At 69.7% G+C, this 13,899-nt stretch carries 13 protein-coding genes; 5 read left to right on the top strand and 8 right to left on the bottom strand.

From position 1 onward, the window contains the following. Positions 1-6: 6 nt before the first annotated feature. Complete coding sequence (locus AC6LJ9_RS21350) at positions 7-1,581, bottom strand: formate dehydrogenase beta subunit (protein WP_498149126.1); 1,575 nt, start codon at positions 1,579-1,581, stop codon at positions 7-9. Next, positions 1,578-2,150: a formate dehydrogenase subunit gamma gene (locus AC6LJ9_RS21355; RefSeq protein ID WP_498149127.1), complete on the bottom strand. Its 573-nt coding sequence runs from the start codon at positions 2,148-2,150 to the stop codon at positions 1,578-1,580. The genes AC6LJ9_RS21350 and AC6LJ9_RS21355 overlap by 4 nt, the downstream gene beginning before the upstream one ends. A 161-nt stretch (positions 2,151-2,311) precedes the next feature. Between AC6LJ9_RS21355 and AC6LJ9_RS21360 the strand changes: the two genes are divergently transcribed. From AC6LJ9_RS21360 to mobA, 3 genes are read left to right on the top strand one after another with little or no spacing between them, the layout of a single operon-like run. Beyond that, a complete protein-coding gene (locus AC6LJ9_RS21360; protein ID WP_498149128.1) occupies positions 2,312-3,388 on the top strand; it encodes a substrate-binding domain-containing protein in 1,077 nt (358 codons plus the stop codon). A gap of 35 nt (positions 3,389-3,423) precedes the next feature. Beyond that, entirely contained in the window at positions 3,424-4,524 is a 1,101-nt protein-coding gene (moaA, locus tag AC6LJ9_RS21365; RefSeq protein WP_498149129.1) for a GTP 3',8-cyclase MoaA, read from the top strand. Between the two features lie 7 nt (positions 4,525-4,531). Continuing rightward, on the top strand, positions 4,532-5,149 hold the full coding sequence (gene mobA / locus AC6LJ9_RS21370; RefSeq protein WP_498149130.1) for a molybdenum cofactor guanylyltransferase MobA: 618 nt from the start codon (positions 4,532-4,534) through the stop codon (positions 5,147-5,149). Here the strand turns inward: mobA and AC6LJ9_RS21375 are convergent. Genes AC6LJ9_RS21375 through moaC form a run of 5 tightly spaced genes read right to left on the bottom strand, consistent with a single transcriptional unit; the run spans position 5,122 to position 8,070 of the window. Beyond that, positions 5,122-6,327, bottom strand: coding sequence for a molybdopterin molybdotransferase MoeA (locus tag AC6LJ9_RS21375; protein ID WP_498149131.1), 1,206 nt, complete (start codon positions 6,325-6,327; stop codon positions 5,122-5,124). The genes mobA and AC6LJ9_RS21375 overlap by 28 nt on opposite strands. A gap of 4 nt (positions 6,328-6,331) precedes the next feature. Next, the gene (moaB, locus tag AC6LJ9_RS21380; RefSeq protein ID WP_498149132.1) at positions 6,332-6,856 is read right to left on the bottom strand and encodes a molybdenum cofactor biosynthesis protein B; all 525 of its coding nucleotides are present in this window, start codon (positions 6,854-6,856) and stop codon (positions 6,332-6,334) included. Then, complete coding sequence (locus AC6LJ9_RS21385) at positions 6,853-7,347, bottom strand: molybdenum cofactor biosynthesis protein MoaE (protein WP_498149133.1); 495 nt, start codon at positions 7,345-7,347, stop codon at positions 6,853-6,855. Before AC6LJ9_RS21385 ends, moaB begins: the two co-directional genes overlap by 4 nt. 2 nt (positions 7,348-7,349) lie before the next feature. Then, a complete protein-coding gene (locus AC6LJ9_RS21390) occupies positions 7,350-7,601 on the bottom strand; it encodes a MoaD/ThiS family protein (RefSeq protein WP_498149134.1) in 252 nt (83 codons plus the stop codon). Next, positions 7,582-8,070 (bottom strand): cyclic pyranopterin monophosphate synthase MoaC, encoded by a 489-nt coding sequence (gene moaC / locus AC6LJ9_RS21395; RefSeq protein ID WP_498149135.1) that lies wholly within the window; start codon positions 8,068-8,070, stop codon positions 7,582-7,584. Before moaC ends, AC6LJ9_RS21390 begins: the two co-directional genes overlap by 20 nt. Before the next feature lie 182 nt (positions 8,071-8,252). On the opposite strand from moaC, the gene AC6LJ9_RS21400 reads away from it, so the two are divergent. Both AC6LJ9_RS21400 and AC6LJ9_RS21405 read left to right on the top strand, forming a co-directional pair. Further along, on the top strand, positions 8,253-12,068 hold the full coding sequence (locus AC6LJ9_RS21400; protein ID WP_498149136.1) for a DUF748 domain-containing protein: 3,816 nt from the start codon (positions 8,253-8,255) through the stop codon (positions 12,066-12,068). Positions 12,069-12,345: 277 nt separating this feature from the next. After that, the gene (locus tag AC6LJ9_RS21405; protein ID WP_498149137.1) at positions 12,346-13,224 is read left to right on the top strand and encodes a dienelactone hydrolase family protein; all 879 of its coding nucleotides are present in this window, start codon (positions 12,346-12,348) and stop codon (positions 13,222-13,224) included. 81 nt (positions 13,225-13,305) lie between these two features. On the opposite strand, the gene AC6LJ9_RS21410 is transcribed toward AC6LJ9_RS21405, so the two are convergent. Beyond that, positions 13,306-13,734 (bottom strand): hypothetical protein, encoded by a 429-nt coding sequence (locus AC6LJ9_RS21410; RefSeq protein ID WP_498149138.1) that lies wholly within the window; start codon positions 13,732-13,734, stop codon positions 13,306-13,308. Between the last annotated feature and the right edge of the window lie 165 nt (positions 13,735-13,899).

Genomic DNA, 13,899 nt, shown 5'->3' on the forward strand with positions numbered 1-13,899 from the left:
GCGGCGTCAGGCCGCGCTGGCGGCGGGGGCGGGACTGTCGGCGAGGCCGAAGTCCTGCGGGAAGTGGTTCAGGGCGGACAGCACGGGGTACGGCGCCATGCCGCCCAGCGCGCACAGCGAGCCGCCCAGCATGGTGTCGCACAGGTCGCGCAGCAGGTGCACCTGCTGTTCGCGCGCCGGGCCGCCGGCCATGATCTTGTCCAGGGTCTCCACGCCGCGCGTCGAGCCGATGCGGCAGGGCGTGCACTTGCCGCAGGACTCGACGGCGCAGAATTCCATGGCGTAGCGGGCCATGCGCGCCATGTCGACGGTGTCGTCGAAGGCCACCAGGCCGCCGTGGCCGATCATGGCCGATATCTGCACATAGGCCTCGTAGTCCAGCGGCACGTCCCATTGCGATTCGGGCAGGTAGGCGCCCAGCGGTCCGCCGACCTGCACCGCGCGCAGCGGCCGGCCCGAGGCGCTGCCGCCGCCGAAGCCGTACAGCAGGTCGCGCAGCGTCAGGCCGAAGGCCTTTTCCACCAGCCCGCCGTGCTTGAGGTTGCCGGCCAGCTGGAAGGGCAGGGTGCCGTGCGAGCGGCCCACGCCATAGTCGCGGTAATAGGCCGCGCCCTTGGCCAGGATGATGGGCACCGTGGCCAGCGAGATGACGTTGTTGATCACGGTGGGCTTGCCGAACAGGCCGGAGATGGCCGGCAGCGGCGGCTTGGCGCGCACCACGCCGCGCTTGCCTTCCAGGCTTTCCAGCAGCGAGGTCTCTTCGCCGCAGATGTAGGCGCCGGCGCCCTTGCGGACTTCCAGGTCGAAGCGGCGACCGCTGCCGTGCACGTCGGCGCCCAGCCAGCCGACCTCGCGCGTCCGCGCGATGGCCGCGTCCAGCGCGGCGATGGCGTGCGGGTATTCGGAGCGCACATAGATGTAGCCCCGGGTCGCGCCCACGGCCAGGCCGGCGATGGTCATGCCCTCGATCAGCACATACGGGTCGCCTTCCATCAGCAGGCGGTCGGCGTAGGTGCCGGAATCGCCTTCGTCGGCGTTGCAGACGATGTATTTCTGGTCGGCCGGCGTGCCGGCCACCGTCTTCCATTTGATGCCGGTGGGAAAGGCCGCGCCGCCACGGCCGCGCAGTCCGGAATCGATGAGTTCCTGGACGATGGCCTCGGGCGCCAGGGACAGCGCGCGCTTGAGTCCCTCCTGGCCGCCGTGCGCGGCGTAGTCCTGCAGCGATAGCGGGTCGGTCACGCCGACGCGGGCGAAGGTCAGGCGTTCCTGGTGCTTCAGGTAGGGGATGTCCTCGGTCGGACCCAGCCGCAGCGGGTGGGCGCCGCCCTGCAGCCAGCCGGCCTCGAACAGGTCGGCCACGTCCTCGGGCTGCACCGGCCCGTAGGCGACGCGGCCGTCGGGCGTGGCGACCTCCACCATGGGTTCCAGCCACAGCAGCCCGCGCGAGCCGTTGCGCACCAGCTGCACGGCCAGGCCGCGCTGTTCGGCGGCGGCCTCGATCGCCAGCGCGACCGCGTCGGCATCCACCGCCAGCGCCGCCGCGTCGCGCGGCACGTAGATCCTGATCGGGGCGTTCATCGGGCGTTCTCCGGGGCGGCGGCCTGGCGGGCCTGCGCCAGCAGGCGGTCGAGCTTGTCCCGCGTGACGCGGGCCTTGGGCTGGCCGTCGATCATGATGGCGGGCGATTGCGCGCACAGGCCCAGGCAGTACACCGGCTCCAGCGTGAATTCGCCATCGGGCGTGCTGGCGTGGAAGTCGCAGCCCAGCGCGTGGCGGGCATGGTCGGCGAGCTGTTCCCCGCCCATGGCCTGACAGGACTCGGCGCGGCAGATCTCGATGACGTGGCGGCCGGCCGGCGCGCTGCGGAAGTGGGGGTAGAAGGTGATGACGCCGTGGACTTCGGCGCGGGACAGGTTCAGGGCCTCGGCGATGGTCTGCACCGCCTCGGCCGGAATACAGCCCAGCTCGTGCTGGACCGCGTGCAGCACCGGCAGCAGCGGGCCGGACTGGTCCTTGAGGCGAGCGACGATGCGGGCCGTGGCGGCCACGGCCGGCGTCTGCGAAGCCTGGGCGGCGTCCAGCGCCTGCTGGCCGCCGCGGGCGCCGCCGGTGGACGCAAGATCGGATTTTGCCTCGCGGTTGCGCATGGCGGTCTCCTCCTGATTACGGGCCCCCGAAGGAGCGGTCAGCGGGCGGATTCCTGATCCTGGTGTGCGATTAATATGCTCTTGAAAACATATTAATTATCTGGAATCCGCGTTTTTTGTGTACTCTACTTGGCTGGAATCCCGGCTTCAATATGAAATAAATGACATATAAGTTCCAAATCGGCCTGCGGCCGCAATGGACGCTGGCGTCCGAGGGCGATGCCTACCCGGTGCCGCTGCAGGACATGCTGGCGCTGCTGGCCGCCATCGATGCCAGCGGCAATATCGCCGGCGCCTGCCGCGCCTGCGGACTGTCGTACCGGCACGCCTGGGGCGTGCTGCGCCGTTTCGAGGGTATCTTCGGCACCGCGCTGCTGATCACCAAGCGGCGCCAGGGCACGCAGCTGTCGCCTTTCGCCCAGCGCCTGCTGTGGGCCAACCGGCGCATCGAGGCCCGCCTGATGCCCACGCTGGAAAGCATGGCCTCGGAACTGCAGGAAGAACTGGCCCGGCTGCTGCCCGAAAGCGGGCCGCACCTGCGGCTGCATGCCAGCCACGGCTTCGCGGTGGAATCGCTGATGCAGCGCATGGGCGGCGGCGCCGGCCTGGAGCTGCGCTATCGCACCGCGATCGAGGCGCTGGCCTCGCTGGAGCGGGGCGAATGCGACCTGGCCGGCTTCCAGGTGCCGCTGGGCGAGTTCGAGGAACCCATCATGGCGCGCTATGCCCAGTGGCTGCACGCCGACGACTACCTGCTGATCCACCTGGCCGTGCGCAATACCGGCCTGTTCGTGGTGGCGGGCAATCCCAAGCACATCCATGGCATCGCCGACCTGGCGCGCGGCGACGTGCGCTTCGTGAACCGCCAGATCGGTTCCAGCACGCGCTACCTGATCGGCCTGATGTTGCAGCGCGCCAATGTCTCCATCGGCGACGTGCAGGGCTACGAAAGCAATGAGTTCACCCATATGGCCATCGCCGCCCACATCGCCAGCGGCATGGCCGACACCGGCGTGGGCGTGGAGACGGCGGCCCGGCGCTTCGGGCTGGATTTCATCCCGCTGGTGCGCGAGCGCTATTTCTTCGCCATCCGCAGGAGCGCGCTGGAGACGCCGGCCATGCGCGAGCTGCTGGCCATCATGCGCAGCCCGGACTACCTGGGCTACGTCGGCCAGCTGGCCGGCTACGACACCCGCGACACGGGTCGCCTGCAAACCCTGGACGAGGCTTTTTCCTGAGCGCCGCGCCGACGGCGCCGGGCTATGATTCCATCATGACCAAAGTGATTTTCCTTGCCGATCGACGCGGCGGCCTGCCCGCCGTCGCGCCCGGCGCCCTGCCGCCGGCGGGGCAGCCCGCGCTCGACCTGCGCGCGCGCCCCTTGCGCGACCTGCGCATCTCGGTCACGGATCGCTGCAATTTCCGCTGCACCTATTGCATGCCGCGCGAGGTGTTCGACAGCAGCTATTCCTTCATGCCGCATTCGGCGCTGCTGTCCTTCGAGGAGATCGCGAGGCTGGCCAATGTGTTCACGCGGCTGGGCGTGGAAAAGCTGCGCCTGACCGGCGGCGAGCCGCTGCTGCGCAAGCATGTGGAGAACCTGGTCAGCCAGTTGGCCGCATTGCGCACGCCCGACGGCCGGCCGCTGGACCTGACCCTGACCACCAACGGCAGCCTGCTGGCGCGCAAGGCCGAGGCGCTCAGGCAGGCCGGGCTGTCGCGCGTGACGGTGAGCCTGGACGCGCTGGATGCGACCATGTTCCAGGACATGAGCGACAGCGGCTTCACGCCCGACGACGTGCTGCGCGGCGTGGATGCGGCGGCCGAGGCCGGGCTGGCCCAGGTCAAGGTCAACATGGTGGTGCGGCGCGGCCTGAACGACGGCCAGATCCTGCCGATGGCGCGGCGCTTCCGCCACAGCGGCCACATCCTGCGCTTCATCGAGTACATGGACGTGGGCAACACTAATGGCTGGAACATGGCCGAAGTGGTGCCCAGCAGCGAAGTGCTGGCGCGCATCGGCCAGGAATTCCCGCTTGAGCCCGTCGCCGCGGACGCCATGGGGCGCGTGGCCGAACGCTGGCGCTACCTGGACGGCGGCGGCGAGATCGGCCTGATCTCCAGCGTGACGCAGGCATTCTGCGGCGGCTGTACGCGGGCGCGCCTGTCGCCCGAAGGCAAGCTGTACCTGTGCCTGTTCGCGCACGACGGCCACGACCTGCGCGCGCCGCTGCGCGACGGCGCCAGCGACGACGAGCTGGCCGCCATCATCGCCGGCATCTGGGCGGCGCGCGGCGACAACTATTCCGAGCTGCGCGGGCGCAACATGGCCGATCCCTCGCGCAAGATCGAAATGAGCTACATCGGTGGCTGATCCTGCCATGCCCGACCGCCGGGCGCTCGCCGGCCTGGTCCTGGCCGGCGGCCAGGGTTCGCGCATGGGCGGACGTGACAAGGGGCTGGTCGAGTTGCTGGGCGAGCCGCTGGCGGGGCATGCCGCGCGCCGGCTGGCGCCGCAGGTGGGAAGGTTGATCATCAGCGCCAACCGCAACGCGGACCGCTACGCGCGCTACGGCGAGGTCGTCGGCGACGAGGCGGCGGGGCTGGAGGACTGGCCCGGGCCGCTGGCCGGCGTGGCGGCGGGCATGCTTGCTGCCGGCGACGCGCAATGGCTGGTGGTCGCGCCCTGCGATACGCCGTTCCTGCCGTCAGACCTGGCCGCGCGCCTGGTCGGCGCGGCGCTGGCGGCGGGCGCGCCGCTTGCCTATGCCAGCGCGGATGGCGTGCGCCATCCGGCCTGCATGGCGCTGCGGGTGTCGTTGCTGCCCGCATTGCGCGAGTATCTGGCGTCGGGCGAGCGTCGGGTGGGGCTGTTGCAGTCGCGCCTGGGCGCGGCCGAAGCCCGCTTCGACGAGACGCCCGAGGCCTTCATGAACGTCAACACCCCGGAAGAGCTGGAGCGGGCCGAGCGCTACGCCAGCCAGTGGCGCAGGTCGTAGTAGGGGACGCGGTCCTTGTCCTGCACCGGCGTGTCCGCCGGCAGGCGCGCCAGTCCGGTGGACCAGGGCAGCGAGCTGATCACGCCGGACCCCTGGTGGCCGTAGGGCACCAGTTCGGCCGAGCCGTCATCGGCCACGCGGCGCTGCACGCGCAGGAATTCCTCGCGGCTGTCCTGGCGCGTGCGCTCGGTGCGCAGCGGCAGCAGGCTGACCGGCGGGAACAGCGTTTCGCGGCCCTGCATGCGGCGCACCAGCGGCGTCACCAGCAGCGTGAACACGGCATAGGCCGACACGGGGTTGCCCGGCAGGCTGACCACCGGCTTGCCGCCGATCTGCGCCAGGGCCACGGGCTTGCCTGGCTTCATGCGCACCTTCCACAGCGACAGTTCGCCGCCCAGGGTCGCCAGCGCAGGCTTGACCAGGTCGCGTTCGCCGACCGACACGCCGCCCACGCTCAGCACCAGGTCGCAATCGGCCAGCAGCGTCTTGAACGCGGCCAGCAGGTCGGCCTCGGTGTCGCGCGCATGCAGCACGTGGACCGGCTCGGCGCCCATGCCGCGCGCCAGCGCGGCCAGCATGGGGCCGTTGGAGTTGTAGATCTGCTCGGGCGCGCGCGCGGCGCCCGGCGGGACCAGCTCGTCGCCGGTGGTCAGGATGCCCACGCGCAGGCGGGCGCGCGCCGGCGTCGTGGCCATGCCTTGCGAGGCCAGCAGCGCGACGTGCGCGGCTTCCAGCACCGTGCCGGCGGACAGCAGCGGCGCGCCGGCCATGGTGTCCTCGCCGCGCAGGCGGATGTGCTGGCCCAGGACGGGCGCGCGCGAGATGCGCACGTGGCCGTCGGCTTCCTCGGCGTCTTCCTGCATGACCACCACGTCGGCGCCTTCGGGAATCAGGCTGCCGGTGAACAGGCGGATGGCGTGCCCCGGCTTGAGCGGCTCGGGCGTGTCGCCGGCGTAGCAGCGCTGCTGCACCGGCAGTCGCGCGGCGTCGCTCCAGTCGGCCGCGCGTAGCGCGTAGCCGTCCATCGCGCTGTTGTCGGCGGGGGGAATGTCGACGGTCGCGGTCAGGTCGCGGGCCAGCACGCGGCCGGCCAGGTCGGCCAATGCGACGTCCTCGACGCGGTCTAGCGGGCCGGCGGCGTTGGCCAGCAGGGTCTGGGCGTGATCGAAATCCAGCATGGGGTCAGTTGTCTTCGCGATTCTTGAAGTGCGTGGCGAAATTGCAGGGGCGATGGCCGCTGTCGAGCTGTTCGCGGATGATGCGCGTCCAGGCGGTTTCGCAGGCGTTGTTGGAGCCGGGCAGGCAGAACAGCAGCGTCTGGTTGGCGTAGCCGGCCAGGGCCCGCGATTGCAGGGCCGAGCTGCCGATCTCTTCGTAGGACAGCTGGCGGAACAGCTCGCCGAAACCGGGGATCTCGCGGTCCAGCAGCGGACCGATGGCCTCGGGCACGGTGTCCTTGTGCGAGAAGCCCGTGCCGCCCGAGGTCAGGATGACCTGCACGGCGGGATCGGCGATCCAGTCGCTGATGATGCGGCGGATCTGGTAGATGTCGTCCTTGACGATGTCGCGGCGCGCGCATTGATGGCCGGCCTGGGCCAGGCTCTGCGCCAGCAGGTTGCCGGAGGTGTCGTCGCCGGGGCCGCGCGTGTCGCTGACGGTCAGCACGGCGCAGGCCAGCGATACGGGTTCGGCGGGGGCTTGCTTCATGGCGTGTCCTTGTTGCCGGCCGGTGTCTCGTCCCAGGACCGCGTGCGGTCCTCGTCGGCCTGGCGCTGTTCGACCCAGAAACGCTTGCCGCCGGCCAGCGTCTCGCTTTTCCAGAAGGGCGCGCGCGTCTTGAGCGCGTCGATGATGTATTCGCAGCCACGGAAGGCGTCGCCGCGGTGGGCGCTGGCGGCGGCCACGAACACGATCTGGGCGTTGCGCGACAGCGCGCCGACGCGGTGCACGATCACGGTGCCGGCCAGGTTCCAGCGCGCGCGGGCCGTGGCGGCGATGTCTTCAAGCTCGCGCTCGCACATGCCGGGATAGTGTTCGAGGAACAGCGTTTCGGTCGGCGCATCGGGCGCATAGTCGCGTACGTAGCCGACGAAGGTGACGATGCCGCCGACGCCCGCGCCGGCCCGCTCGCGCAACGCGGCGGTCAGGGCCGCGCCGTCGAAATCGGCTTCCTGGACAAGGACCACATTGGCGCTCATGCCTAGCCCCCCGTGACGGGCTCGAACACCGCGACTTCGTCGCCGGGGCGGATCACGACCGTGGGCTTGGCATGGGTCTGGTTGACGGCCAGCTTCAGGCGCGAGGCCGGGGCTAGCTGCGGATAGCGCTCGCCCAGCGCGGCCAGCAGTTGCGCGCCGGTGGGCTCGCCGTCCAGCGGCCAGGCCTCGCCGCGCTTGCCGACCAGTTCGGCCACGCGCGCGAAGTACAGCAGATCAATCGTTGCGCCACTCACCGCTCTTTCCTCCCGCCTTGTACTTCAGGCGAACTTGCTCGATCACGATGCCCTTGTCGGCCGCCTTGCACATGTCGTAGATGGTCAGCGCGGCGACGCTGCAGGCCGTCATGGCTTCCATTTCGACGCCGGTCTTGTAGCTGGTGCGGCAGGTGGCCAGGATGTCGACGCGATGGGCGTCGTCGTCCAGCGCGAACTCCACGCCCACGAAGGACAGCGGCAGGCTGTGGCACAGCGGGATCAGCTCGGCGCAGCGCTTGGCGGCCAGGATGGCGGCCACGCGCGCGGTGTTGAGGACTTCGCCCTTGCCCTGGCCGGGCGCGGTCAGCAGGCCGTAGGCCACCGCGCTCAGGCGCACGCTGGCCGCGGCGACCGCCACGCGCTCGCTGTCCGCCTTGCCGATGACGTCGACCATGCGGACCTGGCCGGCTTCGTCCAGGTGGCTGAGGGTGGGGGCGGGCGTGGACATGGTTCGGAATCGAGAATTGTTAATGATTGAAAATAGCGGCCGCGGCGGACCTGTCTGGTCCGGGTCGGGCCGCTGATACGCCCTATGATAGACGAGCCGTGCGGGGGGCGCGATAATCGCCCGCAAAACACGTACCCGACGCGCGGCCAGTGCCTACAATTTGTCGTACCAGGAGACTCGCGATGCCCATGCGGATGCCAAAGTTCAGGTTCACCCGGCGCGTCGGCAAGATCCTCTTGTCTGTCGTGGCCGTGGCGCTGCTGCTGTGCGGGGTGGCGGCCTGGCAGGTGCCCAAGGTGCTGCGTTCCGTCCTGACCGAGGACGTCTCCAAGATGCTGGGCCGCGAGGTTTCCGTCGGCAAGATCAGCTTCAATCCCTTTACCCTGACCGTCCGCGCGCGGGACCTGGCGATCGCGCAGCCCGGATCCGGGACGCCGCTGCTGACGCTGGCCGAACTGGACGCCAGCGCCGCCTGGAGCTCGCTGTTCTGGTTCGCGCCGGTGGTGGACCGGCTGACGCTGCGCGAGCCGAAGATCGCCATCGTGCGCGAGGACGTCACGCGCTTCAACTTCTCGGACGTGCAGCAACGCGTGGCCGAGATGAGCGCCGCCAAGCCCGAGGAACCGCCCAAGCCCGACGAAGGCCCGCCGCGCTTCTCGCTCAACAACATGCGCATCGAGGGCGGCTCGGTCACGCTGGACGACAAGGTCACCGGCCGCAAGCAGGTGGTGGACGAGTTCACGCTGGGCGTGCCGTTCATCTCCACCTTCGGCTACGCCACCGACATCGACGTGCAGCCCCGGCTGCACCTGCGCATCAACGGCAGCCCCTTCGACCTGACCGGCGTGGCGCGGCCCTTCGAGAAGGTGCCGTCCTCGACGCTGAACGTGACCTTCTCCGGCCTGCAACTGGAGAAATGGGCCGACGTCTGGCCCATGCCGCTGCCGTTCAAGCTGGAGCGCGCGCTGCTCGATTCGAACCTGCGCGTGGTGTTCGAGCAGCCCAAGGACGCGCCGCCCAAGATCCGGGTGGTGGGCGACCTGGGCCTGCGCCAGTTCGACCTGCGCGACAAGTCGGGCGCCGAGCTGGCGTCCTGGAGCGCGTTGACGGTATCGCGCCTGGAACTTGAACCCATCGCGCGGCAGGCCTATATCGGCGACGTCGGCCTGTGGGCGCCGCAGGTGCATGCGCGCCGCTACGAGAACCTGCGGCTGAACTGGCAGGACGTGGCCGAGCAGCTGCAACAGCTGGGCGCGAAGCCCGGCGCGGCCAAGCCGGCGGGTGGCAAGCCTGCGGGTGGCAAGCCGGTTGCGGGCAAGCCGGCGGATGCCAAGACACAGGATGCCAAGACCGCGCCGAATGCGGGCAAGGCCGCCGCCCAGCCTGCGGATCCGCAGGCCTCGGCCAAGGTCGCCGCCGCGCAGGCTGGCGCACCCGAAGCGGGCAAGGCGGCTTCTGCTGCGGCAGCTGCCCAGCCGGCGGGCGTGAAACCGGCGGATGTGAAGGCCGGAGATGCCAAGGCCGGAGATGCCAAGGCCGGAGATGCGGAGGCGGCTGATGCGAAGAATGCCGACGCCAAGGCGGCCGACGCCAAGCCGGCCGAAGCCAAAGCCGCCGATCCCAAGTCTGCGATTCCGGCCGCAGGCGGCGCTGCGGCTGGCGCGGCCACGCCGTCGGCGTCCGCTGCCGCGGGCGCCACGCCTCCGGCTGGTCCGGCAGGCACGGCCCCGGCGCCCCAACCGGCCGCGCCGGCCGAATGGAAGATCACGCTGGACGCCTTCAATATCCGTGAAGGCGAGCTGCACCTGACCGATGCGGTCAGCAAGCTCGACTACTCGATGACCGGCATCGCCGCCACGGTCGAGGGCGTGGAGATCCCGCAGCAGAAGGATCGCCCGATCAACCTGTGGCTGACGGTGGACAACAGCACCGACGGCGGCTGGATCCGCGCCAAGGGTCCGCTGGTGCTGCAGCCGCTGGCGCTGGAAATGTCCTTCCGCATGGGCAACGTGGCGCTGGCGCCGCTCGCGCCGGCGGTGCGCAGCGCCGCTCCGATCACGCTGCAGGACGGCCGCCTGGCGTTGTCCGCGCAAGTGCACGTGCTGGACAAGGGCGGGGCGGTGGACGTGTCCGCCACCGGCGCGCAAGCCGAGCTGATCCAGTTCAAGGCGCGCGACGAATCCCTGAAACCCGCGCTGGATGTCGCGCTGCAACGCCTGCACCTGACCGCCGATCGGCTGGCCATGGGACCGGGACAAAGCAATTTCACGCTGGACGCCGACGGCGTGCAGGGCAACGGCAAGCTGGCCTTGAAGGGGGCGTTCACGCCGCAGCCGTTGACGCTGCGCACCTCGGTGGACCTGTCGGCGCTGAACGTGGCCTCGTTCGCGCCTTACTTCGCGTCCAGCCTGAACGCCACCGTGCGTGCCGTCACGCTGGGCGCCAAGGGCGATGTGGCCTTCGCGGCGGCCAATGGCAAGGCGCCGCTCACGGTCGGCTGGAAGGGCGGGGTGGAGGTCACCGACCTGGACCTGCAGGACCGCGTCAACAAGGACGATTTCCTGAACTGGAAGCGCCTGGCCTTCTCCGGCATGGATATTTCCGTCGCCGGCGACAAGATCGGCGCCAAGCTGGGCGATATCGCGCTGGACGATTTCTATGGCCGTATCCTGCTCAACGCGCAGGGCCGACTCAACGTGATGGACCTGGTGGCGGCGCCTGGGCAGGCGGGCGGCTCCATCACCCAGGACACGCAGACGCCGGCCCGCCGCGCCGCGCCCGAGCCCGCCGCCAAGAGCGGCGGCATGCCCGACATCTCGCTCAACAGCGTGACGCTGACGCGCGGCCGCATGACCTTCACCGACCGCTTCGTCAAGCCGAACTACGTGGCGGAGCTGTCCAGCATCGACGGCTCGATCTCGGCGGTGTCCTCCAGCAATCCGCAGCCCGCCAAGGTCAAGGTCACGGGCCGCGTGTACACGACCGCGCCGCTGTCGATCAGCGGCGTGGTGCAGCCCTTCGCCAAGTTCCTGGCGCTGGACCTGAAGGCTTCGGCCAAGGGCGTGGACCTGCCGCGCTTCAACACCTATTCCGCCAAGTACGTGGGCTATCCCATCAAGCGCGGCAAGCTGTCGGTCGACCTGGAATACAAGATCAAGGATCGCGCGCTGACCGCCAGCAATCATGTGGTGCTGAACCAGCTGACCTTCGGCGACAAGACCAACAGCCCCGACGCGACCAAGCTGCCGGTGCTGCTGGCCGTGGCGCTGCTGAAGGACTCGCGCGGCAATATCGACATCAACCTGCCGATTTCCGGTTCGCTGGACGATCCGGAGTTCTCGGTCGGCGGCATCGTGGTGCGCGTGGTGCTCAACCTGGTGGTCAAGGCGGTGACCTCGCCCTTCAGCCTGCTGGCCTCGGCCTTTGGCGGCGGCGAGGAGCTGTCCTATGTGGAGTTCGCGCCGGGCAGCGCCGCGCTGACCGAGGATTCCCAGCAGCGCATCGACACGCTGATCAAGGCCCTGACCGACCGTCCCGGCCTGAAGATGGACCTGAGCGGCCGCGCCGATCCCAAGACCGACATGGAAGGCCTGCGCCAGGCCTGGATCGAAAGCAAGATCCGCGCCGCCAAGGCCGCCGCCGTCGCGCCGCGCGGCAAGAAGCCCAACCCTGCCGGCGTCGACGTGTCGCCCGCCGAGCGCTCCAAGTACCTGGAAGAGGTCTACGGCGATACCGACATCAAGGACAAGCCCAGGAACCTGATCGGCATCGCCAAGTCCATACCGGATGCGCAGATGGAGGAAATGCTGCGCAGCGTGGCGCCGGTGGGCGACGAGCAGCTGCGCCAGCTGGCCGACGCGCGCGCCCAGGCCGTCTATGAGAAGCTGCTTGCTCACGAGGGCCTGGCCGAGCGCGTCTTCATCGTCGCGCCGCAATTGGACGCAGACGGCATCAAGGACGAAGGCGTGCCGTCGCGGGTGGAGTTCTCTCTGAAGTAGGTGGACCCACCCCCGAAGCGCTGCGCGCTTCCCCCTCAAGGGGGCATGTCTGCGGACCGGCGGAGCCGGATCCGCGACATCCCGATTGGGGGCGACCTGGTCGTGTCGGCGCCTGCGACCTTGCGGAGTGTGCGTCACCGGAGTGTGCCTCTCTGGAAGGCGGCACGGCTGATGTCGTTGTCGTTGGTAGTTGAAGTGTGAGGTGTGAAGTGCAATCTTGCCGCCCGTGGCGGGTTTGGTGCGGATACGGGCGAGCGCTCTTCCCAGGAGATGAGGCATGAACGACCAGGATTCGCAGTTCGACAGCTTGCTGCCGCCCTTGAAGCTGGACCGTCGGGGCTTCATCGCCACGTCGGTGGCGGCGGGATTTTCGCTGGCGGCGGGGCAGGCGGTGGCGCAGACGGCGATAGCCACCGACGCCGCCGGCCTGCTGGCGGGCAAGGTGGACATTCCGGTGGCCGACGGCAAGATGCCGGCCTATCGCGCCGCGCCGCAGGGCAAGAAGAACCTGCCCACGCTGCTGGTGGTGTCCGAGATATTCGGCGTGCACGAGTACATCCAGGATATCTGCCGCCGCCTGGCGCATCTGGGGTATCTGGCGGTGGCGCCTGAGCTGTTCGCGCGCCAGGGCGACCCGTCGCGCTATGCCGATATCCCCAAGCTGCAGGCGGAGATCATCAGCAAGGTGCCCGACGCGCAGGTGCAGCGCGACCTGGATGCCGCCTCGGCCTGGGCCGCCGAGCATGGCGGCGACGCGGGCCGGCTGGGCATCCTGGGTTTTTGCTGGGGCGGACGCCAGGTCTGGCTCTATGCCGCGCACAATCCCAAGCTGCGCGCGGGCGCTGCCTGGTACGGGCAGCTGGGCGGCGAGCCCAGCGAGCTGAAGCCGCGCCCGGTGCTGAGCGCGGTCGGGGACCTGAAGGCGCCGGTGCTGGGCGCCTATGGCGGCAAGGACGCCGGCATTCCGCTGGCGGACGTGGACCGCATGCGGGTGGCGCTGGCCCAGGGGCCGGCCGCCGCCAAGGCCTCGCGCATCGACATCTATCCCGAAGCGCCGCATGCCTTCCATGCGGACTATCGGCCCAGCTACCGCAAGGCCGAGGCCGAACAGGCCTGGCAGCGCATGCTGGACTGGTTCAAGCAGAACGGGCTGTAGGCGAGGGCGGCGGCGCGCGGGCGCCGCGCTTTCTTCTGCTTCAAGCTTGCCCCGAGGGACGGCGCGAACTGTGCCTCCGTCCTATTTCTCGGTTTCCCCCGGCAGGCCGTCGCTGACCTCGGCCAGCGCCGCCTTCATGTCCTCGTAGCCGATGACGCGCTCGTTCTGGAAGCTGCCCAGTACGCCGCGGCAACCGTCCACGCCCGAGCGCTTCATCTCTTCCATCATGGCCTTGCCCTGGTCCAGCCCCTTGTCGTACAGCGTGTCGTAGTTCTGGGCGTTGAAGCCGTATTCCTGGGCGTAGCGCTGCAGGTTCTTGCGCGAGGTGTCCTGATGTTGCTTGAGATCGGGCTCGGACGCGCCGCAGGCGCGGGCCGCGCCATTGGACGCGCCCGTCGCCACGATGAAGGATTCGTACTGCAATTGTTCGCTGGCGTCCGGCGCCGCCCAGGCGCCGCCGGTCAAGCCCAGCGCCAACGCGGCCATCAGGCCGCCTGCCATCTTGCGCATCGCATGTTCTCCGTGTGTGGTCCCGCGAGCGGCAAGGCGCGCAGGATGCCATGATTCTTGCGACATTATTGCAACGGCCGCGGCGTCCGGGCGCGACGCGCCCGTATGGAGTCGTTTCAGTCTGTTCGCGTTCTTTGCCGGCGCGGCGGCCGCCCGGGGCATGGG

This window comes from Achromobacter sp. 1011811831, from assembly GCF_059760905.1.

Coding starts and splice junctions, on each gene's coding strand:
- AC6LJ9_RS21350 (WP_498149126.1), bottom strand. CDS start 1,581: ATGAACGCCCCGATCAGGATCTACGTGCCGCGCGACGCGGCGGCGCTG.
- AC6LJ9_RS21355 (WP_498149127.1), bottom strand. CDS start 2,150: ATGCGCAACCGCGAGGCAAAATCCGATCTTGCGTCCACCGGCGGCGCC.
- AC6LJ9_RS21360 (WP_498149128.1), top strand. CDS start 2,312: ATGACATATAAGTTCCAAATCGGCCTGCGGCCGCAATGGACGCTGGCG.
- moaA (WP_498149129.1), top strand. CDS start 3,424: ATGACCAAAGTGATTTTCCTTGCCGATCGACGCGGCGGCCTGCCCGCC.
- mobA (WP_498149130.1), top strand. CDS start 4,532: ATGCCCGACCGCCGGGCGCTCGCCGGCCTGGTCCTGGCCGGCGGCCAG.
- AC6LJ9_RS21375 (WP_498149131.1), bottom strand. CDS start 6,327: ATGCTGGATTTCGATCACGCCCAGACCCTGCTGGCCAACGCCGCCGGC.
- moaB (WP_498149132.1), bottom strand. CDS start 6,856: ATGAAGCAAGCCCCCGCCGAACCCGTATCGCTGGCCTGCGCCGTGCTG.
- AC6LJ9_RS21385 (WP_498149133.1), bottom strand. CDS start 7,347: ATGAGCGCCAATGTGGTCCTTGTCCAGGAAGCCGATTTCGACGGCGCG.
- moaC (WP_498149135.1), bottom strand. CDS start 8,070: ATGTCCACGCCCGCCCCCACCCTCAGCCACCTGGACGAAGCCGGCCAG.
- AC6LJ9_RS21400 (WP_498149136.1), top strand. CDS start 8,253: ATGCCCATGCGGATGCCAAAGTTCAGGTTCACCCGGCGCGTCGGCAAG.
- AC6LJ9_RS21405 (WP_498149137.1), top strand. CDS start 12,346: ATGAACGACCAGGATTCGCAGTTCGACAGCTTGCTGCCGCCCTTGAAG.
- AC6LJ9_RS21410 (WP_498149138.1), bottom strand. CDS start 13,734: ATGCGCAAGATGGCAGGCGGCCTGATGGCCGCGTTGGCGCTGGGCTTG.